At 42.6% G+C, this 19537-nt stretch carries 17 protein-coding genes and 7 pseudogenes; 19 read left to right on the top strand and 5 right to left on the bottom strand.

The genetic code is table 11. The features are described 5' to 3' along the window. Window positions 1-171: 171 nt before the first annotated feature. From HT574_RS16330 to HT574_RS20665, 3 genes are all read right to left on the bottom strand, one after another. Window positions 172-639 (bottom strand): CBO0543 family protein, encoded by a 468-nt coding sequence (locus HT574_RS16330; RefSeq protein ID WP_175245416.1) that lies wholly within the window; start codon window positions 637-639, stop codon window positions 172-174. A 136-nt stretch (window positions 640-775) separates the two neighbouring features. Beyond that, on the bottom strand, window positions 776-1195 hold the full coding sequence (locus HT574_RS16325; protein WP_175245415.1) for a hypothetical protein: 420 nt from the start codon (window positions 1193-1195) through the stop codon (window positions 776-778). Between the two features lie 285 nt (window positions 1196-1480). Next, window positions 1481-1753 carry a YoqH family protein gene (locus HT574_RS20665; protein WP_483874551.1) on the bottom strand — a complete coding sequence of 91 codons (273 nt, stop codon included), beginning with the start codon at window positions 1751-1753 and terminating at the stop codon, window positions 1481-1483. On the opposite strand from HT574_RS20665, the pseudogene HT574_RS16320 reads away from it, so the two are divergent. The 13 genes and pseudogenes from HT574_RS16320 to HT574_RS20055 form a co-directional block, all read left to right on the top strand. Beyond that, window positions 1740-1906 (top strand): annotated as a pseudogene (locus HT574_RS16320) (nucleoside triphosphate pyrophosphohydrolase); the annotation flags it as partial. The gene HT574_RS20665 and the pseudogene HT574_RS16320 sit on opposite strands and share 14 nt — an antisense overlap. Continuing rightward, a pseudogene (locus HT574_RS16315) lies at window positions 1900-2570 on the top strand (DEAD/DEAH box helicase); the annotation flags it as partial. The pseudogenes HT574_RS16320 and HT574_RS16315, both read left to right, overlap by 7 nt. Window positions 2571-3175: 605 nt before the next feature. Further along, entirely contained in the window at window positions 3176-3319 is a 144-nt protein-coding gene (locus tag HT574_RS16310; protein ID WP_175245414.1) for a hypothetical protein, read from the top strand. 184 nt (window positions 3320-3503) lie between these two features. Continuing rightward, window positions 3504-4358, top strand: a complete 855-nt coding sequence (locus HT574_RS16305) for a Cof-type HAD-IIB family hydrolase (RefSeq protein WP_175245413.1) — start codon at window positions 3504-3506, stop codon at window positions 4356-4358. A gap of 542 nt (window positions 4359-4900) precedes the next feature. Further along, the gene (locus tag HT574_RS16300; protein ID WP_175245412.1) at window positions 4901-5110 is read left to right on the top strand and encodes a hypothetical protein; all 210 of its coding nucleotides are present in this window, start codon (window positions 4901-4903) and stop codon (window positions 5108-5110) included. Then, window positions 5106-5222, top strand: a pseudogene (locus HT574_RS20065) (aldehyde dehydrogenase family protein); the annotation flags it as partial. The gene HT574_RS16300 and the pseudogene HT574_RS20065, both read left to right, overlap by 5 nt. Window positions 5223-5262: 40 nt before the next feature. Then, on the top strand, window positions 5263-6258 hold the full coding sequence (locus tag HT574_RS16295) for a zinc-dependent alcohol dehydrogenase (protein ID WP_175245411.1): 996 nt from the start codon (window positions 5263-5265) through the stop codon (window positions 6256-6258). After that, a pseudogene (locus HT574_RS16290) lies at window positions 6255-8019 on the top strand (thiamine pyrophosphate-binding protein). The gene HT574_RS16295 and the pseudogene HT574_RS16290 overlap by 4 nt, the downstream one beginning before the upstream one ends. A gap of 271 nt (window positions 8020-8290) precedes the next feature. Continuing rightward, window positions 8291-8473, top strand: a complete 183-nt coding sequence (locus tag HT574_RS20060) for a cupin domain-containing protein (RefSeq protein ID WP_254698707.1) — start codon at window positions 8291-8293, stop codon at window positions 8471-8473. Between the two features lie 161 nt (window positions 8474-8634). Next, window positions 8635-8826, top strand: a complete 192-nt coding sequence (locus HT574_RS16280) for a hypothetical protein (protein ID WP_175245410.1) — start codon at window positions 8635-8637, stop codon at window positions 8824-8826. Then, window positions 8769-9047: a Gfo/Idh/MocA family protein gene (locus tag HT574_RS16275; protein ID WP_175245449.1), complete on the top strand. Its 279-nt coding sequence runs from the start codon at window positions 8769-8771 to the stop codon at window positions 9045-9047. The genes HT574_RS16280 and HT574_RS16275 overlap by 58 nt, the downstream gene beginning before the upstream one ends. Window positions 9048-9080: 33 nt before the next feature. Further along, a complete protein-coding gene (locus tag HT574_RS16270; RefSeq protein ID WP_175245409.1) occupies window positions 9081-9227 on the top strand; it encodes a Gfo/Idh/MocA family oxidoreductase in 147 nt (48 codons plus the stop codon). Window positions 9228-9496: 269 nt separating this feature from the next. Further along, the gene (locus tag HT574_RS20055; RefSeq protein WP_254698706.1) at window positions 9497-9673 is read left to right on the top strand and encodes a hotdog family protein; all 177 of its coding nucleotides are present in this window, start codon (window positions 9497-9499) and stop codon (window positions 9671-9673) included. Window positions 9674-9969: 296 nt separating this feature from the next. Here HT574_RS20055 and HT574_RS16260 read toward each other — a convergent pair whose 3' ends face one another. After that, complete coding sequence (locus HT574_RS16260) at window positions 9970-11277, bottom strand: MFS transporter (RefSeq protein ID WP_175245408.1); 1308 nt, start codon at window positions 11275-11277, stop codon at window positions 9970-9972. A 531-nt stretch (window positions 11278-11808) separates the two neighbouring features. Between HT574_RS16260 and HT574_RS16255 the strand changes: the two genes are divergently transcribed. The 5 genes and pseudogenes from HT574_RS16255 (at window position 11809) to HT574_RS16235 (ending at window position 16824) form a co-directional block, all read left to right on the top strand. Continuing rightward, window positions 11809-12585 carry an IclR family transcriptional regulator gene (locus HT574_RS16255; RefSeq protein WP_175245407.1) on the top strand — a complete coding sequence of 259 codons (777 nt, stop codon included), beginning with the start codon at window positions 11809-11811 and terminating at the stop codon, window positions 12583-12585. A 13-nt stretch (window positions 12586-12598) separates the two neighbouring features. Next, window positions 12599-13378 carry a type I 3-dehydroquinate dehydratase gene (gene aroD / locus HT574_RS16250; RefSeq protein WP_175245448.1) on the top strand — a complete coding sequence of 260 codons (780 nt, stop codon included), beginning with the start codon at window positions 12599-12601 and terminating at the stop codon, window positions 13376-13378. 160 nt (window positions 13379-13538) lie between these two features. After that, window positions 13539-14738 (top strand): annotated as a pseudogene (locus HT574_RS16245) (CaiB/BaiF CoA transferase family protein). 462 nt (window positions 14739-15200) lie between these two features. After that, a pseudogene (locus HT574_RS16240) lies at window positions 15201-16245 on the top strand (LacI family DNA-binding transcriptional regulator). Window positions 16246-16260: 15 nt separating this feature from the next. Further along, window positions 16261-16824, top strand: coding sequence for a shikimate kinase (locus HT574_RS16235; protein WP_175245406.1), 564 nt, complete (start codon window positions 16261-16263; stop codon window positions 16822-16824). Window positions 16825-17000: 176 nt separating this feature from the next. Here HT574_RS16235 and HT574_RS16230 read toward each other — a convergent pair. Then, a pseudogene (locus HT574_RS16230) lies at window positions 17001-17316 on the bottom strand (hypothetical protein). Between the two features lie 193 nt (window positions 17317-17509). Here HT574_RS16230 and HT574_RS16225 point away from each other — a divergent pair. Beyond that, complete coding sequence (locus HT574_RS16225) at window positions 17510-19525, top strand: glycosyltransferase family 39 protein (RefSeq protein ID WP_175245405.1); 2016 nt, start codon at window positions 17510-17512, stop codon at window positions 19523-19525. The last annotated feature ends 12 nt before the right edge of the window (window positions 19526-19537 follow it).

The following is a 19537-nucleotide window of genomic DNA, read 5'->3' as shown; positions in this document are numbered from 1 at the left end:
TTTACTTAACAGCGAATCTTTAGAAATAAAAGGATTTCTTTCTGGCAATGAATAGGTGGGCGCACCATCTTCGTTAGAAAGGAGTCCTTAATGTGTTGGTTGGTGTTAGGTAGAAATCAGTTTACTCTTAGGGGGGGAAACTTCCATTGGCCGAAAGAAACGGTCATGACACTAGCTTGCTGACTGTTCCCTCTTGTTGATTAGCTTCATCAGCATACGGACGAAAAACGATAGAAGAAAAATCGTGATAAACGAATACTCCCACGTCCATGTATGGTACTCAATTAAATCCGTATACTTTTCACAAAGAACCTCAAGGATCGTTAAAGCAGAGGTATACAATGCACATTGCACAATAATGCCTAAAATGCTGGAATGATAAGAGGTTTGATAAAAATAAACACACATGATCGGATACAGAAAGTATTCAAAAAGAATGCTCGTGTCGAAATATTGGCCCAAAAACCTTACAGGGTATTCAATTAAGTGTGCTTCTGCAACAATAACGCCAAAAAAGCTGGAAAAATAGGCTTTCAATAAGTACACTAAAACCGTGTCTTTGATTAATGGTTTTCGTAAACTAAGAAGCAATAAGATCATACCAATAATCAGCAATGCCCACAAAAGGATTCTGTCCATGGATCCATCGTCTCCTATGATTGATTTGCTTATCGTTTAGTATGACCAGGAGAAAATGAAATATTAAAAATGCTTCTTTAAAGTACTGATTTGGTTGTTTCAGCTAACTGTCAGCACAAATAGACAAAAGACGTGCTTATTGATCTCTAAATACGATCATGCCGCAAATCATCGGAATGACCATTAACATGGCGACGGTTAGAGTAGGTATCGGCAGCCGGTTTGCGAATATTGCGCCCATCTCTCCTAGAAAACCGCCCATCACAAAAGGAATGGCGGTTTTTGACTTGTCCGCATTCGGTTTTGCGTAATACCATGCGTCCCATACGCAATAAGCGTAAAATCCAGGATAAAATAGCAAATACCCAAAATTAGTTATTTCAACCGCCTGTTGATGTAATCCGTTAAAATCAAGATGAATGGCTTGGTTGATTCGTCCAAATATATTGTGAAAGTGTTCCACAATGATAAAGAAGGCCCCTTTCATGAATTGGCCATTATATATTTGCCCAAATCCAGGCATCAGTATGGAAAATAAAGCGGCAATGTTTCTCATCGTATCCCCTTTCGTTCTCTGCCAGCGGAAATGATCATCGTTTGTTACTTATATTTCCTTATGAGTATGTTCAGTATGTATATCATGTTTCGGTTTGGATATGAATTTTTTCTTTCATGAATACCGCGTTGTCCGAAGTGCTTAACCAAGCTCGCAGGTGAACCATAGAAGCCATTTATGGACGATTCATCCCGGTTTTTCGGCAGAATATTTAGTTGCATTGACGAATGTCGCTGGTTAAGATAATGGGTTCTAGCGTTTGGGTGTTGAGGCTGGAAGGTGAACTCAAATAGGGGTATTTCTTAGGTTGGCGGTGATGTCATCCAATCTCCCAGACCATGTGGGATTATCTTGTTTGGGAGTTGGATAGAGAGGAAGCTGCCAACTAATAACATTGGTCGTAAAGACAAACCCTTTAAAGCGATTATCGTTTCCGAAAGACGATGATTCATTTTTCGATAGAGAGCAGAAAAGTGCACATTTTAAACAAGGGAATAATCCTGTAAAATATGTAAAAAGAAAACAAAAAATAGGAGAGGATATAATGCCGGTATACAACAAACTTGTCCGTGATAAAATTCCGCAAATTATTGAACAAGCGGGAAAAACATTTGCAACGAGAATATTGGGAGATGACGAATATCGCAAAGAGCTCGAAAAAAAGCATTTGAAGAATTAGAAGAATATATGAATGCGAGTGATGACGAAAGTATTTGGCCGCGTTTTTCCCCGTCGCTTTCCAAAAGTGTTGTTTATTGCGCACCGTGAAGAAATTCTTCGTCAGGCAAAACGCTCATTTAAGCGGGTTATCTCGAATAAAACGTTTGGCATTTATGATAGAAATGAAAAAGAAAAGGATGCTGACATTATTTTTGCTTCCATTTTTACGTTAAGCATGAAAAAACATTTAAAATCCTTTTCCAAAGACGCGTTCGATTTAACTATCATTGATGAATTCCATCACGCTGCGGCGCGTTCTTACCAGCGGGTGCTTGACTATTTCGAGCCAAAATTTCTGCTTGGCATTACCGCAACTCCAGATCGAAATGACAACAAAGACGTATATGCGATTTGTGGCGGAAATGTCGCCTGCAAAATTGATTTTATTGAAGCGGTTCAGCGTGGATGGCTTGCCCCATTCCATTACTATGGGGTATATGACGATACGGATTATTCCAAGATCAAATGGCTCGGCAACCGCTATGATGGGGCAGAGCTGCTTCAAGCGCAGCTAAGGGAAGACATGGCGGACAAGATTTTAAAGGCATGGGAGAAATATAAGAAAACAAGAACGCTTGTATTTTGTTCATCAATCAAGCAAGCCGACTTTTTATCGAACTATTTTCGAAAACGAAATTATCGAACGGTTCTCTTAACTTTTCCATTGCAAAAGAAGATGAAGAAATTCTGTATCAATGGACAAAAGAGATTTGCGAGTATCGGTTGCATGTCTATTTTGAAAGGAAAGAAAACAAAAAATAGAATAGTTTTGCACATTATCTTTCTAGTTTAAGAGGTAACCTTCTTTTTCTACAAGCATGACAAGAGCAAAACAATACTCCTAACATTTCCTATTCAGACGAATCGGAGTTTACGAATATTTTAAGACGATTCACCAAGATCGCCAAAAACCGGATGCGTAGCGATAAAAACTGGATAAATCAAAAAAGTAGAGTGGTTATTTTGCCCCACTCTACTTTCTATTTTTCTCCTAACCCTTACACGTTGCGACGAGTTCTTTTGTGATCATGTTGTTTTCAAATACCGTTTCAAGCGTTGCTTTGTAGTCGAGCGTTTCAAATTCAGTATATTCGTGTTGATGGCCGACGGATCAGTTGACAGCTGGAATGCCGAATTCGGCGAAGATTTTGGTATTGCCAGAACCGCCGGGCCAATTTTCAGCCGGTCATACCGGCGAGTTGGCCGGCGGTTTCGAAAATGCGGCCGTAGTGGTCGGGACAAAATGGGACGATTGCCGGCATGGGAAGTGACGATATCGCGCGATCCGGGGCAGCCGATCTCTTCTTCAACGGTGAGCGCGATTTTCAACGAATATTTCTAGAATGCCAGATGGAAAAAGAGTATGATAAGCTAGTAAAGAACGGAATCATTGTCAACGCTTAAAAAAGAAACGCGTGAACGATCGTATTTTGTCCTGTTTTCGCAGCATCACAATCATGTTTATGATAGAATGAAAAAAGAAAAATTAATGATGATCTGGAATAAAATGGTTTAATTTATCAATTTAAAGATTTGATTACGTGGAGTAGTGATTTACAAACGCACATTGAGAAAGAGGGATGCAATAGTGTTAATCGCATTAGATATGGATGGAACGCTGCTCAATTCGCAAGGGCGGGTGAGCAAAAGAAATAAAGAGGCCATTGCAAAAGCGCAAAAGCATGGCCATATCGTGGCGATCGTAACGGGCAGGGCGTATAAAGACGCGCGCACGCCGCTTGGTGATGCAGGGCTTGTTTGCCCAATTATGAGTTTAAACGGCGCGGTGATGACATTAGAGGATGGGACGGTGCTTGGCGATGTGCCGCTTGACAAGGAAAAGTTGATTCCTTCGCTCGAATGGGTGCGCGCGCAGCTCGATTTATACTGCGAAATTTATGCAGGCGATGCTGTCTACGTCGGGCTCCATAACCGCGCCCACCTCGAGGCGATGGCCGAGCGGGCAAGCGATGTCGCTCCTGAATTAAAGCGCATCGTCGAAAAGCAGTTCCAGCAGGCGCGCGTGACATATGTCGATGACATCCGCATTGTGTGGGAAAAACCAGATATTGTGTTTTATAAGGTGCTTATTTTTTCTCTCAATCAAGAACGTTTACAAGAAGCGGCCGCCCAGTTTTCCGGCATTTCCGGCATTACCGTCACCTCGTCACATCCAAACAACATCGAAATTAACCATGAACAGGCGACGAAAGGACAGGCGCTCATGAAACTGGCCGCCCATTACGGCATCGATCTGAAAGATACGGTTGTTTTCGGTGATAGCCATAACGATTTATCGATGTTCGCTGTCGCCGGCTACCGTGTGGCGATGGGAAACGCCGCTCCCGAATTAAAAGAAGTCAGCGACATGGTAACCGTCTCACATGAGGAAGACGGCGTGGCGGTCGTATTGGAAAAGCTGATTGACAAGCGAAAACAGTGACGGTGGGCATCATGCTCTTTCCCCCGTCCTATTGCCGATGCATGGTCCAAAAACGGCCGAAAAATGGGGGATGCACTGGCGATTTTGCTTTCGCCAGCTAAAGCGGGATGTTGATATATCAAGGATTTGGATGTTTGACGTTTTTTGTTCAAATCGTTTAGTTTACATAACAACAATTTATTTTTTGCGTGGACTGAGGGTGGTGGGCAAAAATGTCCTTTGCCGCCCTAGAAAATCAATGGCAAAATGAAAATGCTCTTTTTACTCTTTTTTAAGGATGGCCTCATTCAGAGGATTAGCACATCCCACGATCCAGATTTTTATCTAGATGTTTTCTGTTTGGTTAAGAAAATCACGGTTTTCCGACGTGGCAAACGGAATTTTTTGCAGTAATGCATGTTAACAGCCAGCTCTCTATAAACAGAGGGCTGGCTGTGTTTTCATATTGTATAGATTCACCGTAAAATATAGGCTGGAAGGATTTTCGGACTGCTTCATTTGTTGTACTATTATGAACAAAGACAAAAAGAGGGGGGATTTTGTTGCGAGTTTTGCTTTATACGTCTGTTGTTCTGCTCTATGTCGTGTCGCAGTTTGTGTCTGGAAGTGTCATTCATTACAGTACCGGGATTCTGGCGATGGCTGCGCTTATTGTTTCCGCTTTTTATGCGCGAGGAGTGTACGCCATTTCAGGGGCTGTATTTTTCGTGATGGGAACGATATTATTTTTGTATCATGATTATCCTTCTTAACCACTGGCCTTACGGCGGAGTGAAAAACAGCAAAATTGGCCGCGAGGGTCCTCGTTATGCGATTGAGGAGATGACAGAATTAAAGATGATTGTCTTTCAGATCACGGAATAGATATGCCGTTATCAGCAAAACAAACATGGTGGTGAATTTAATGATTGAACTATATGTAACAAAACCAAATGAACTCGAATTGCGGCATGCAGATCCTCTACGCGCTCCTAGAGGGGACGAAGTAAAAATCCAGCTCATTTACGGCGGAATTTGCGGCTCTGATTTAAGCGTTTTCAAAGGGAAGCTGCCACACGCAACATATCCTGTACGGCCTGGCCACGAACTGCTAGGCATTGTAGTAGAAAAGGGAGAAAATGCGGTGTATGACATAGGGACGCGCGTTGTTATCCTGCCCAATACGTATTGCGGAACTTGTGATTTATGTATAAAAGGTTATACGAATATATGCCGGCATAAAAAATCATTAGGCATTAATATGGACGGCGGTTTTTCCGAGGAGTTTATCATTTCCTCTAAATATGTTTTACCGGTTCCTGATGATTTACCGGATGAGAAAGCAGTGCTCGTTGAGCCATTTGCAGTTGTGGTCCACGCTTTCAAAAAGGTGAATGTTACGAAGGATACGACAGTCGCTGTGGTTGGCTGCGGCAATGAAGGAATGATGGCAGCGGTGCTGGCGCATCATTTGGGAGCAAAAGTGACCGCAGTGGATATTAATCCACATAAATTTCAGCTCGCGAAAAAAATTGGCGATATTCGCACGCTTTTCCCTCATGAGCTACAACACGAAACATTTGATATCGTATTCGAAGCAGCAGGAACAAAAAGCGCGGTGGAACAGGCGATTCAAATAGCAAATCCTGGCGGTGATGTCATTTTAATAGGATTAGCAACGGAAGCTACTTTTCCAGTAGTTCATATCGTACGCAGCGAATTAACCATTCATGGAACGATTATTTATCAGTTTCCGGATGATTATTTACAAGCTATCGAATATTTGCGGGATCCTTCCTTTTCTATTGATCCCGTTGTTTCAAAAATTTTGCCAGTCACTGATTATCAACAAGCTTATGAAATAGCTGCTTCAGGAAATGTCGGCAAGGTTATTTTGAGTTTCAAGGGAGTTGACGGGTGAAAGAACTTATTTCCCATCGATTAGTGAAGTATTTAGAAAAACGGGGGAGTAGAACATATTTTTGGTCTTTGCGGTCATACGAATATTGCTGTATTAGCTGCCTTAGAAAAAAGCAAGATTAAATTTATCAATGTAAGGCATGAACAAATTGCCGCACATATGGCGGATGGATATGCGAGAGCAAAAAAGACAACATCGGTCATTTTGTGCCATGTTGGTCCCGGATTAACCAATGCGGCGACTGGAGTTGCCAATGCGGCTCTTGATTCTATACCAATGGTTGTGATTGCCGGAGAGGTACCGAGCCACTATTATGGGAAGCATCCACACCAAGAAATTAACCTACATGCAGATGCGTCCCAGTATGAGATTTATCGCCCATTTGTGAAACGGGCTTGAAGAGTAGACCGGACGGAGCTATTTCCAGAAATTATCGAAAAGGCGTTTCAATTAGCGGAAAGCGGCAGACCAGGACCTGTTTTAGTATCGGTGCCAATGGATATTTTTTCGAAAGAAATTGATGCTTCGTTATTTGAAAAACAATATCGCCATACGAAAACATTGCATAAACCTTCGATCGATGAAAAAACAGCAAAACAAATCGTAGAAAGGTTGTTGAATGCAGAACGTCCGTTGCTTTACGTCGGCGGCGGAATCATGCTGGCCGATGCTTCCAAAGAGTTGAAAGAATTGGTTGATCACCTCAGCATTCCGGTGGCTTACACGCTAATGGGAAAAGGAGCCATTTCTGATGATCATCCATTTACGCTCGGAATGACGGGCTTTTGGGGCATGAAATTCGTTAACGATACTTGCTGCAATGCCGATTTAATTTTAGCGTTGGGTACAAGATTCTCCGAAGCAGATTGCAGCTCTTGGGTGTCTGAGTATACATTTAATATTCCAACGACGAAGTTGATTCATATTGATATTGATCCAAATGAAATCGGGAGAAATTATCCGACGGAAATCGGAGTCGTCGCCGATTTGAAGCAGGCTCTTATCGTTTTGAATCGCGTTGCCAAAGAGTTGATCCCGCAAGGTAGACAAAATCATGAACTGAAACAGCGGATTGCTCAGTATAAACAAGAATTTAGAAAATCTAACGAGGAACATATTTGCAACAATAGTTACCCGATGAGTCCGGAACGCATTCTTCAAGCAGTGCGCGAGGTCGTACCGAGAGATGCCTATATTACGACAGACGTTGGTTGGAACAAAAACGGAGTCGGACAGCAGTTTCTAGTATATGAAGCGGGGACGATTCTGACACCTGGCAGGTATGCGACGATGGGATTTGGCGCCCCTGCCGCGTTAGGCGCAAAAATTGCCCATCCGGATAAAGTGGTCGTTTCGTTAGTCGGTGATGGAGGTTTTGGTCAAAATCCAGCCGTTCTTGCTACCGCTGCCGAAGAAAATATTGCTGTTGTTTGGGTGATCATGAACAACTACGCATTTGGAACGATTGCAGGTCTGGAAAAAGCGCATTTTGGCACCACGCACGGAACCGTATTCCAGAAGAATGGAAAACCATATTCACCGGATTATGCAAGCATTGCCAAAGCGTATGGCATTGAAGGAATTAAAATTCAATCGGCGGAAGAATTTAAACCGGCTTTAAAACGCGCGATTGAAGCAAATAAACCGTTTGTTATTGATGTCGAGATGTTGAATGTCCCAACACCAACGTCTGGTCACTGGAATATAATGGGTATTTATTCGCCTGGTAAGAAAGTGCACCACGTATCCGTAAGTTTATAACAATTTTATATATAAATTAACAATAAAAAATTTAGGAGGAATGTAAAGATGCAAGAAACAAAAAATGAAATGAAAATTAAGGTTCCTTGATCTATTCAAGGACGGAAAAACGTTCTAGTTGGGTTTAGAAAAGCCTGAATTAAACCAAATTCGTAAAGTGTTTCAGCTTATTACACCTGAAACAGTAGGATCTAAACACATTATGACCGGAATTACCATTTTTGCTCCTAGAGAAGTAAGTTCGCTTCATAATCATCCTTAATCGGAAGAAATGGATGTAGTAATTAGAGGATCGGGCGAGGTAGTTGACGCTAATGGCAATAGACGTTCGTTTAAAGAAGGAGACTATATATTTATTCCTGAAGGTGAATATCATCAGCATGTTAACACAAGGGGTGAGCCGCTTTGGCTGTTATGGTGCTATAGCCCGCAAGGATATTTGCCTAAAGACTAAGTAGAAAAGTTGAACAGCCTGCCGATGTCGTCGGTAAGCTGTTCAGTTTTTGTTTTGTCTAAAATTAATGACAATCATGTTCATAACCTAATCTATCTTATAAAGTTTAGATGCAATCAATGAAACAGGTAAGCTCTAAAAGATGAAAGGGAGATTGTTTTATGAAAACTATTAGGATAGCGGTATCAGGGATGAATCATGGGCATAAGTTTGCCAGAGACGCGCTGAAAATAAACGGGGTAGATCTTGTGGCTGTGGCAGGTAACAACGAGTTAGCGATGCAAAGAGCCAAGGAATTGAATGTACCTCTATACACCAACCAAATAAAGATCTTATTCATGAATATGATTTAGATGGGGTGATTATTACTCTGCCGAATCGTTTACACAGAGAAGCCGTTGAGCTATGTGCAAACAAAGGGCTGCATGTTCTGGTCGAGAAACCGATTGCTGATACGGTTGAGGACGGAACAGCAACGATTGAAGTATGCAAGCAAAATAATGTTAAACTGATGGTCGGACATCATCACCGTTTTTCCAGTAAAATACAAAAGCCCAATGGGAAGATGAATTGATAACGGAAGAATTTAATAGAAGATAATGATCCAATGACTGCGGAGTTGTTACATTTTATTGATGTATTGAGAGGAGGAGCAGAGCCTTTAGTGACGGGAGAAGATGGTTTAGAAATACTAAAGGTAATCAACGCTATTATGGAATCAGCTAATAAAGGACAGAAAATAGACATTTATTGATCACATGCGACGCTATTATGGACAGAAACAGGCGGTAACAGAACATGAAAAGAACTAAACCGGGGATGAGTCCATTTTGGGATTGTATTGGGATGAGAGAAACAGTAATGAAAGAAGGGTACGCTGAAATTGAGATGACATCACATCAAATCTTCATCAACGCAGGGGGACTGTACACGGCGGCGTTCTTGCCTCGCTCATTAATGCAGCCATTGGTTTGGCTGTTCGTTCTTACTTTGTAGGGGGATCAAGCTTCAGCAACAGTAGAAATGAAAATGAACTGTTTCCGCCCAGCGTATGCGAAACGTTTGATAGCAAAAGCAACATTAAATCATCGCGGAAATGCTGTCGGTACAGCTGAAATGATTGATCCAAACAGAAAAGCTGTTGCTGCTGGTAGTGCCACTTATATGATATTATCGCCAGAAGCAAGTAATAATGAGTAAAAATGTGATAAGAGGCCAAAAAATTAAAGTATGAGCTAACGCCGACCTTTTCTCGATACTGTCATCGGGAAAAGGTCTTTGGTTTTTCATGAAAAAGTATGGTAGATACTGAATGATGGAAAAAATGAGATGTAAGCCTATGTATTTTTACGATGTAAAATTGTTACGGAGAAACTAGGCATTAGCCTTATGAAAAAAAGAGAAGTAACATGATTGAGAAGATCATAAAATATGGCCGGCTTCACATTGCCTTCCAATGAGAAAAAAGCCGACCTTCTTTATATCATTCGTTATTTTTATCGAGCGCTTATGTCTTTCATGTCATATTCCGCAGAATTATCTAGCATGGGCTCGATTGGTTCTAAATCAGTGAGTAAAAATACATAGCTGAAAATACCGATAATCAAAATAACCGCTGCTACTAGAAAAGCGTACATAAATGATCCAGTTGCCTGCACAATAAATCCGGTGATGATGGGAGCAAGAATGGCCATAGAATTATTCCCAAACGTTAAAATTCCTACCAGTGTTCCGACAGTTCCCTGCGGGGCAATGAAGGTTGGAATGCTGTAAGCGATCGATGAAGTAATGACAAGACCGCCAAGAGCAATGGAAATACAGAGTATCGCAATGTTTGGATTGCTTGTAAAAGCTGCTCCTATGACAGACATGCCAAGAAGCATGCCGATTACAAGGAATGTCTTACGTACATGTGTCGAATTGTATCCTTTATTTACTAAACGGTCAATTAGCCATCCTCCTATTAAAAGCTCTGAGATGGTTCCTACAATCCAAGGTATTGACGCATACCATCCAGATTTTAATACGGACATATGCATTTCCGTGACAAGATAACCAGGAAGCCATGTGAGAAAGAGGAACCAGGAGTAACCATATGCCGCAAACCCAATGAGCGTTGCCCAAACTTTTCGCTTTGTTAATAAATATCGAAGATCTTTCCATACACTTCCTGATGATTCGCCTGTTTTCTGAGCGCCTCCTTCTACAATATAGGTGTACTCTTCTTTAGATAGTCGTTTGTCTTCATGTGGGTCCCGATACGAAATCCAAAACACAATAGCATAGACAAGACTAAGAACTGCAGTGACATAAAACCCTGCTCTCCATCCCCATTCAGTTATTACCCAAGCGATAATAGGGGTACCGATTGCGTTGGACAGTTTTGACTGGGCATCATAAAGCGCAACGGCTGTTCCGCGTTCGTTACGAGGAAACCAGTAGCCAATGGCTTTTGTAGCAGCTGGAAAATATGGTGCTTCCCCAATTCCTAGTAAAATCCGTGATAAAATCACAAGCCCCTGGCCGCTGGCAATCGCCGTGATGAAACAAGCAGCTGACCAAATAATGGTGCCAATTCGTGCTACCCATTTGACTCCAATTTTATCTAGTAAGGCACCTGAAGGGATCTGAAGAAGGGCGTAAGACCATGCAAAGGAAGATAAAAGAATTCCGAGTTGTCCAGGAGTTAGATGAAACTCTTCTGATAATGGTTTTATCGCAACGGACATATTGATGCGGTCAAAATAATTAATAATAACCCCAACTGCGATTAAAAAGGCTATAGCCCAGCGTCGTTTTTTCATACGTATAATCACCATCCATTATATTTTTTATCGCTGGTTGTAAACGCGCACATTTCATAAAAAACAGTGCTAGACTTTCATAATGGCGAAACACCTCCTAGTATGTACAGCGGTTGAGAACAACGTCTAAAAATGTTCCGATGTGTGTAACTGGATTACGTAATACGGAACTTTTGAGTGAATTATAACAAACTTTTTGGCATTTGCCTAGATTATAAACAAGAATCTTTAAACTTTTCTAAATTATATTACTCATTATGTATATTTTCTAGTTTTTGTCTGTTTGCATTCCGAAAAACAGCTTCATTTCTTGTTATTTATCTAAAAGAATTCCCTTCATTTCTGTCTGCAATTCTCTAACTGGACAACTAAGAATACAGGAATGTTACGGCATCAAAGTTTTATCAAACTCAGGCAACGAAAATATCTGAAAACTCTTGATAAAAATAGAAAACGAATGTAAAATGAACTCAAATAGTTCCGTACAGAGAAATTAATTTCCGTTTGACGGAACAAAAAGAGGTGAATTTTATGATAAAATCTACGAACGAACAAGATAGCAAAAAAACAGAAACAGGGTTACGCACTGTGCAACGAGCAATCGATATTTTGTATTGTTTTACTTTGGAAGAGCAGGAGCTTTCCTTAACAGAGATTGCAAATAAAATTTCGCTTGCGAAATCCACTACTACTAGATTGTTATCTACTTTAGAACAAAATAATCTAGTTGTAAAAGATCCGGTTACTTTAAAATACCGCCTTGGGCAAGGAATATACTATCTTGGACACATTGCTGGAAAATCGATTAAAATTAGAGAAATTGCCAGACCAATTATGGAACAGCTGCGTAACAAGACTCGCGAAACAGTAAATTTATATATGTTGGAGAGAGATTCAAGGGTTTGTGTGGAGCAATGTGAAGGACTTCAATCGATCCGTCACATGGTTAAAATCGGAGAAAAATTACCGTTGTGGGCAGGGGCTGGTGGAAAGGCGATTTTGGCCTATCAATCACCTGCTTTTCAACAGCAAATTTTTGAGCAAGTTCCATCAAAGGAAAAATTAACTCAATTAAAGGAAGAACTTGAAAAGATTAAGTTACAGCAGTGTGCTGCGAGCATTGACGAACGTGAAGTTGGTTCCGCTGCGGTTGCTGCACCTATTTTCAATATTAACGGTGAAGTTAAGGCGTGTTTGTCTGTGTCAGGTCCTACGAACCGATTTACTTCTGAAGTAATAGAAAAATATAAGCTACTTGTCAAAGAAGGGGCTAAGGCCATTTCAGAAAAGTTAGGATATCGAGAATAGGGGGATAATCATGATGAATATATCACAAAAAATTGTATCTGTGAGGGGCAAACAAATTGGCGGAGAACAGCCATGCATTTGTACTCCTGTAGTAGGAGCGAGTATGGAACAAATTTTGTTGGAAACGGAAGAAATATGCCGAAAGGGTCCTGATATTATTGAGTGGCGCGCCGATTTTTTTAAGGATATTTGCGATACGCAAAAGGTGCTAGAAACAGCACTGGCGATTAGAAAAATTGCAGGAGAAATTCCCATTCTTTTTACGGTTCGCTCGGAAAAGGAAGGCGGGAATCCTATTCCGTTAACAGAAACAGAAAAAATCCAACTACTTATAGAGGTTTGCAAACGCCAAGTAGTAGATATGATTGATTACGAGTTGCTTTATGAAAAAGAACTGGTATCGCTTCGTCAAGTATCAAAGGAATATGGCATTCGCATGATTATGTCCTATCATAATTTCAGCTTCACTCCTCAAAAAGAAGAAATTGTTCAAAAAATGCTGAAAGCAGAATCATATGGGGCTGATATTGCCAAAGTCGCTGTTATGCCTACTTCGCCACAAGACTTGCTTGTTTTATTCCACGCGACCCAAGAGGCACGAAGTCAGTTAAGTATTCCCCTTATCACCATGTCGATGGGAGGATTAGGGGTCATTACTCGCTTGGCCGGATGGATGTTTGGTTCGGCCGTTACTTTTGCTGTTGGTCAAAATAGCTCTGCTCCAGGTCAAATACCAATCGAAGATCTAAAAGATGCCATTCGCATTGTTCAAAAATATATGTTGAGCAGTTAATAAATATGTAAGAAGCAAGTGCTGGGAGAAGTAGATAGTGATTTGCGGTTATGTAACATATAGAGGATGTCTATTTTTACAGAATTTATGATAAAAAAGCTAGACTATCATCTGGTTGCCATATATAAATCAGTTTATTTTCAGGGGAGAGGGGGAGATCATGAGCAGACTGCCATTGGAAGGAGTTAAAGTGCTAGATGTATCCACAATGATTGCCGCTTCCTTTGGCGTGGTGTTGCTTGGAGATTTTGGTGCGGATGTTATCAAAATTGAAATGCCCGGTAAAGGAGACACTTTGCGGCATGTAGGTCCTTTTCTTGATCATGGAACCGTTAAGGTGGCCTGGACTGTCACGAAATAAAAAACTTTGACACTCGATTTGCGTAAAAAAGAAGGTTATGGAGATTTTTAAGAAATTGGTCAGCAAAGTCGATATTGCTATTGAAAACTTTCGTCCTGGCGCGTTGGAAAAATGGGGAGGGGGATATGAGGAGCTTAAAAAATCAATTCGAATTTGGTAATGATTCGCGTATCTGGTTATGGCCAGACGGGACCATTTCGGGAAAAAGCAGGATTTGGCACGCCGGCTACCGCCTTTAGCGGCTTTACGTATTTGCAAGGATATCCAGATCGGCCGCCAGTCAGCCCGCCGTTTTCTTTAACGGACTATATTACAGGTATTTACGTTGCTTTTGCCGCGGTGACCGCCATCTATTACCGCGATGTCCACCCGCAATGCGAGGGGCAAAAGGTCGATATCGCTTTATATGAATCCGTATTCCGGATGATGGAATTTTTAATCGCTGAATACGATAAGCTTGGAAAAATTAGAGGGCATTCCCCAGGGTTAACTGGCCACTCGAGTCCGGCGGGGACATTTATGACAAAGGATGGCCATTGAGTTGTTTTAGTTACAAGTACTGATTCCCCCTTTGAGCGATTGGCAAAAGCGATGAACAGGGGAGATCTTTTAACGAATGAAAAATTTTGCGCCAATGAACGTCGCTTGCAGCATCATGATGAAATGAACCAAATGGTTGCCGATTGGATTCGTTCGATGACGCGCGAAGATCTGCTTCAGCCGCTAGACGAATATGGCGTTCCTGTCAGTCCGATTTTGAATATTAAAGATATTTTTGAACATCCACATTATCAGGCTCGGGAGAATATTATCGAAGTGAAACATCCGCGACTTGGAAAAATAAAAGTTCCTGGAATTGTCCCGAAATTCGAAAAAACACCTGGAACTATTCGCCATATTGCCCCTGACTTAGGAGAGCACAATCAAGAAATTCTTCAGGATATGCTAGGATTATCACCAGAAGAAATACAAACACTTGAGCAAAAAAATGTAATATAGCCGTTTTATAACATGTTGCATATTAGCCCCAAGCAGTTTGGTGATCAATCTGTTTTTTAACATTTCCCGAGAAGTCTCCCCTTCGAAACGAAGGGAAGGTGGGAGAGAAATCGGGAGTTTTTTTATTCACAAAAACTTTTGTTGAACCAAAACTTCGACGCATTCCTATTCTAATAATGCGAAGCATTTAGGATGAGTACAGCTGTATTTAAGACAATGGATGCCCCGACTAGAATCTTTGATTTAGCCGGGGAGGTTCACCTATCGTATTAGGCAGGGAAAGAAGCCCTCCTCCTGCGTTGCTGCCAAAAACGGATATAGAATGAAGAGGGAAGAGATTCATATTAATTATGAATTGACAACGTTTGTCAATAACGCTTATACTCTTATTTGATCCATTTCGTCCGTTAAAAAGCAGATAGTGAAACAAAGATAAGTGCATCTAACAGCAAGCAGGTGTTGATCGATGGCGAAAAAAAGCGATCGCGCGTCACTTTAGAGCAAGTAGCCAAACATGCCGGCGTATCGCGGGCGACAGCTTCCCTCGTTGTCCGCGGGAGCTCGTCCATTTCAAAAGAAACGCGGAAAAAAGTATTAAAGGCAATGAAAGAATTAGGATATGTGTATGATCGAGTGGCCGCAAATTTGCGGTCGCAGCGTTCTTCCACCGTCGGGTTGATTATTACGGAAATCGGCAACCCATTTTTTTTCTGAATTATTAGTCGGTGTTCATGAAGCTTTAGATAAAGAAGGGTATACTGTGATTTTAGGGACGACGTTTGACTCCCCGGAGAAGCAGGATGCGCTTTTATCGACGATGCTTGAGTATCGGGTAGGCGGCGTCATCATGAGCCCTGTGCCCGGATGCTCAGTGGACATGGTCGGGCGCCTAAAACAGCGGGAAATTCCAGTCGTATTAATAGCGAGGGAGTTGCCATCCAAGGAACAGTTTGATTACGTTGGAATTGATAATGTAGCTGGTGGAAGATTGGCGACAGAACATTTAATTCAGCAAGGGCATCGCCGCATTGCTTTTTTAGGCGGTTTTGCTGATTCATCTGTATGGAGGGACCGAAAAAAAAGCTATTGTCAAGCGCTAGAACAAGCAGGCATTGAAATAGATGAATCGTTATTCATACAAGCGTTTACAACAAGGCAGGGAGGAAAAAAGGCGATGAAACAAGCGCTGCAACATCCTAACCCGCCAACAGCGGTATTTTGTTATAATGATGTTGTGGCGTTTGGCGCTATGCTAGGTTTAAAGGAAGCTGGAATGGTGCCGGGCCGTGACATAGCTGTAGTCGGGTTTGACAATATTCAAGAATCCGCCTTATTTCATCCTCCTTTAACCACGATTGCGGCGTTTCCTGAAAAAATCGGCATTCATGCGGCTGATATTTTGCATCAACGCATGACAGGTGAAATAAGTGAACCGAAACGGCTTATTTTACAGCCGGAGCTTGTCGTGCGGCAGTCGAGTTCATCTCATTTTCATGATCTGTTTTAAAGGAAGGGCGCTGATATGGGGACATATTTTAACATTCCGCTTCGGGAAAGAAATATAGTGTTAATCGGTTTTATGGGGGTAGGAAAAACAACGATTGGCCAGCTTGTAGCGAAAAAGCTGTATCGTGACTTTATTGATGTAGATCAGGAAATCGAGAAACGGCATCAAATGTCGATTCCGGCCATTTTTGAACAAATGGGAGAAGACTATTTTCGAAAAGTGGAGAGGGAACTGATCGTTGATCTTTGCACGAACACCCGCTTAAAAATTCTTTCCCTCGGGGGAGGCGCGTATTTGCAAGAGGAAGTAAGAAACGCTTGTTTATCCCATTGTATTGTCTTCTTTTTAGATTTGTCATGGGAGTGTTGGAAAGAGCGCCTTCCGTTAATTGTCGATAATCGTCCTGTGCTAAAGAATAAAACATTAGAGGAAATCGAACAATTATTTTTCCAGCGAAGAAACGCCTACTCCATCCACAATTCCCGTGTGTTAACGAACAACCTTGATCCGGAAACAGTAGCAAACGAAATCGTGGAATCGATCAAATGGACATGGGAAGTGTACGAACCAAATGAGTAACAGCGAGTTTGTTCCCATGCGATTCCGCTGAGCGGTGGCTGTTGTACAGACAGACGGCTTAATTAAAGATCGAATAGCTTATTTATTGTAATGAGAAACGGCGAGTCCGCAAATGGCGGGCTTGTTTTTTTATGGGAAAAATAGATAGGCAGACAACGGGAGAGGAAGTAAAAAGATTATTGCTGCCGGTACAACTCGCGGATTTTCCGTTCATGCTGGAGCGTTTTGCTTGAAAGAAAGTCGACCGTTTCCTGTGTTTCTGACAGTTCGATGCGCAGGCTGTCCACTTTTGTTTCCAAGCTGATTAAATCGCTTATCCATTTTTTCTTCTAGTTTTCCGGCCATCTCTCGCATTTCTGTTCTAAGTTGGTTACCCACCTCTTGCGTATCCGCTCTAAGCTGGCTGCTCATTTGTTGAATTTCTGCATGAATATGGCCAGAATGCAGTTCCAATGCCTTCAAAATTTCTTTTAGCATGGCTTCTTGTTCCATTCTCTCCCCTCCTCCTTCTCCTATAAAAGCAAAGTAGAAAAGGAACATCTATTTTTATTTTGATATGTTGGTATGTAACTCGAATCAGCGTATGCGGCGAATGAGCTTTTTCACTCAATTTTCACCGTCCTGTTGTATGTTGGAAACACGTAAAAGAAGAGGTGGCGAATCAAGAAAGGGAGTGGGAAGGAAGATGAAATCGATCAGGCGGGTGGATGGATGGCTGCTTGTCATTGTCCTTCTATCTATTTTTTTCAATTTTTATCATATCGGCAATGAAGGGTCAAATGTATATTATACCGCGGCGGCGAAAAGCATGACGGCGAACTGGAAGGCGTTTTTCTTCGCATCGCTTGATCCAGAAGGATTTATTACCGTTGACAAGCCGCCTGTCGCGTTATGGTTTCAAGCGTTAAGCGTGGCCATCTTTGGTGTAAGCGACTGGGGTGTCCTGCTTCCCGAAGCGCTCGCTGGCGTCGGTTCGACGCTGCTGATTTATTTTATTGTCAGGCCATTTGCCGGCAAGGCGGCCGCTAGGTGGTCGAGTCTGATTTTCGCTTGTACCCCTATTTTTGTGGCGGTGGCGCGCACGAACAATATTGACGCGATCTTAATTTTCACCTTGCTGGCGGCGTCATGGGCATTGATGAAAGCCGTACGGAAACAGCGGGTTTCGTGGCTGCTCGTTAGCTTTGCGCTCGTGGGCGTGGGCTTTAACATGAAAATGCTGCAGGCGTATATGGTGCTGCCGGCGTTTTATTTGTTCTATTGGCTGGCAGGAAAAGCGTCCTGGAAAAAGCGGCTTTGGCATTTAACGGCCGCTACGGTCGTCGTCTTGGCTGTTTCGCTTTCCTATGCGGTCATCGTCGACGCGATTCCGAAAGATAAACGTCCGTATATCGGCAGCAGTCAAACGAATTCGGTGCTCGAGCTGGCGCTTGGCTATAATGGGATCGACCGTTTAACAGGAGCGGCGGGGCCGGGCGGGAAGCGGGCCATGCACGGCGATGTTGTATTACAAGGTGGAAATGGACAAACGAATCGTTCCGCAAACGAATCTTCTCCTTCATCGCTTTCTGATCATCCAAACGATCCGCTACATAGTCGGCCAAATTTCCCGAACGACGGGCGGCCTCCTGGCGGAATGGGGGGAATCGGAAAAGGAGAGACGGGAGATCCAGGTTTGTTCCGCCTGTTTCAGCAACAGTTAGCCGGACAAATCAGCTGGCTTCTGCCGTTTGTGCTGTTTGCCGCGATTGGGTTGTTCGCGTCGATCCGCCGGCAGCGGGCGTTCACGCCGTTTCATCAATTTATGCTGTTTTGGTTCGCTTGGCTCGTGCCGATGGCCGTGTTTTTTAGCGTAGCCGGATTTTATCACCGTTATTATTTAAGCATGATGGCGCCGGCGATCGCTGTGCTGGTCGCGGTCGGAAGCGAGCTTTTGTGGCAGTTTTACAAGGAACAGAGCGGCTTTTGGCAATGGTTGTTTCCATGCGCGCTGCTTATGACGCTTTTATTCGAATCTTATATTGTATTTCAATCCAGCTCTTCATTATCAAGCATTTGGCCGCTGTCGATTGCGCTCTATGGACTGGCCATGTTTTGTTTTCTCATCGCATTTCGCCAGCAAAGGAAAGCGGCGCGCTATTTGAAAATAGCCAGCTTGTTTGGACTTCTTGTCATGCCGTTTTATTGGTCGCTCACCCCGCTATTGTATGGAGGCAATAGCACGCTTCCGTACGCCGGACCGGATTTAAAGAGTCCAAACGAATACGGACAGCGCGTTTTCGGAGATAGGGAGGAAAGAGAAGTCCATGCGGATTTGCTTGCCTATCTGGAAAAGCATTATAACGGGGAAAAATATTTGGCGGCAACTATCCGCGCGAATACGGCGGCCGAGCTGATGCTAAAGACAGATAAAGCGGTCATGGCGATGGGGGGATTTTTAGGGACGGATCCGGTGTTGACAACGGAACAATTAGCGAAAATGGTGAGAGATGGAGAAGTGAAATATTTTCTTATCTCCAGATTTGGTGGCGGAGGCGGCGAAGGAAACAGCAAGCTGATTCAGTGGATTCAGACACATTGTCAGGAAGTGCCGCAATCGGAGTGGCAAACGAATGCGGCAACAGCGGAGCGCTGGAGCGAACAGAATGGAATGTCGTCGCCGATGGAGCGCGGTGTGAAGCTTTACAAATATGAAGGATAGGAGGGTTGGTGT

This window comes from Parageobacillus sp. VR-IP (assembly GCF_013357975.1).
GTDB lineage: Bacteria > Bacillota > Bacilli > Bacillales > Anoxybacillaceae > Saccharococcus > Saccharococcus caldoxylosilyticus.
Note: the sequence above shows the minus strand (reverse complement) of the source record. Positions and strands in the feature narration are given on the sequence as shown.

What these genes read in the sequence shown, in the direction of transcription:
- HT574_RS20060 (WP_254698707.1), top strand. Translation starts at nt 8,291, where the DNA reads ATGGATGTAGTAATTAGAGGATCGGGCGAGGTAGTTGACGCTAATGGC.
- HT574_RS20055 (WP_254698706.1), top strand. Translation starts at nt 9,497, where the DNA reads ATGAAAATGAACTGTTTCCGCCCAGCGTATGCGAAACGTTTGATAGCA.
- HT574_RS16295 (WP_175245411.1), top strand. Translation starts at nt 5,263, where the DNA reads ATGATTGAACTATATGTAACAAAACCAAATGAACTCGAATTGCGGCAT.
- HT574_RS16260 (WP_175245408.1), bottom strand. Translation starts at nt 11,277, where the DNA reads ATGAAAAAACGACGCTGGGCTATAGCCTTTTTAATCGCAGTTGGGGTT.
- HT574_RS16325 (WP_175245415.1), bottom strand. Translation starts at nt 1,195, where the DNA reads ATGAGAAACATTGCCGCTTTATTTTCCATACTGATGCCTGGATTTGGG.
- HT574_RS16235 (WP_175245406.1), top strand. Translation starts at nt 16,261, where the DNA reads ATGGGGACATATTTTAACATTCCGCTTCGGGAAAGAAATATAGTGTTA.
- aroD (WP_175245448.1), top strand. Translation starts at nt 12,599, where the DNA reads ATGAATATATCACAAAAAATTGTATCTGTGAGGGGCAAACAAATTGGC.
- HT574_RS16330 (WP_175245416.1), bottom strand. Translation starts at nt 639, where the DNA reads ATGGACAGAATCCTTTTGTGGGCATTGCTGATTATTGGTATGATCTTA.
- HT574_RS16270 (WP_175245409.1), top strand. Translation starts at nt 9,081, where the DNA reads ATGACTGCGGAGTTGTTACATTTTATTGATGTATTGAGAGGAGGAGCA.
- HT574_RS16280 (WP_175245410.1), top strand. Translation starts at nt 8,635, where the DNA reads ATGAAAACTATTAGGATAGCGGTATCAGGGATGAATCATGGGCATAAG.
- HT574_RS16255 (WP_175245407.1), top strand. Translation starts at nt 11,809, where the DNA reads ATGATAAAATCTACGAACGAACAAGATAGCAAAAAAACAGAAACAGGG.
- HT574_RS16225 (WP_175245405.1), top strand. Translation starts at nt 17,510, where the DNA reads ATGAAATCGATCAGGCGGGTGGATGGATGGCTGCTTGTCATTGTCCTT.
- HT574_RS16310 (WP_175245414.1), top strand. Translation starts at nt 3,176, where the DNA reads ATGGGAAGTGACGATATCGCGCGATCCGGGGCAGCCGATCTCTTCTTC.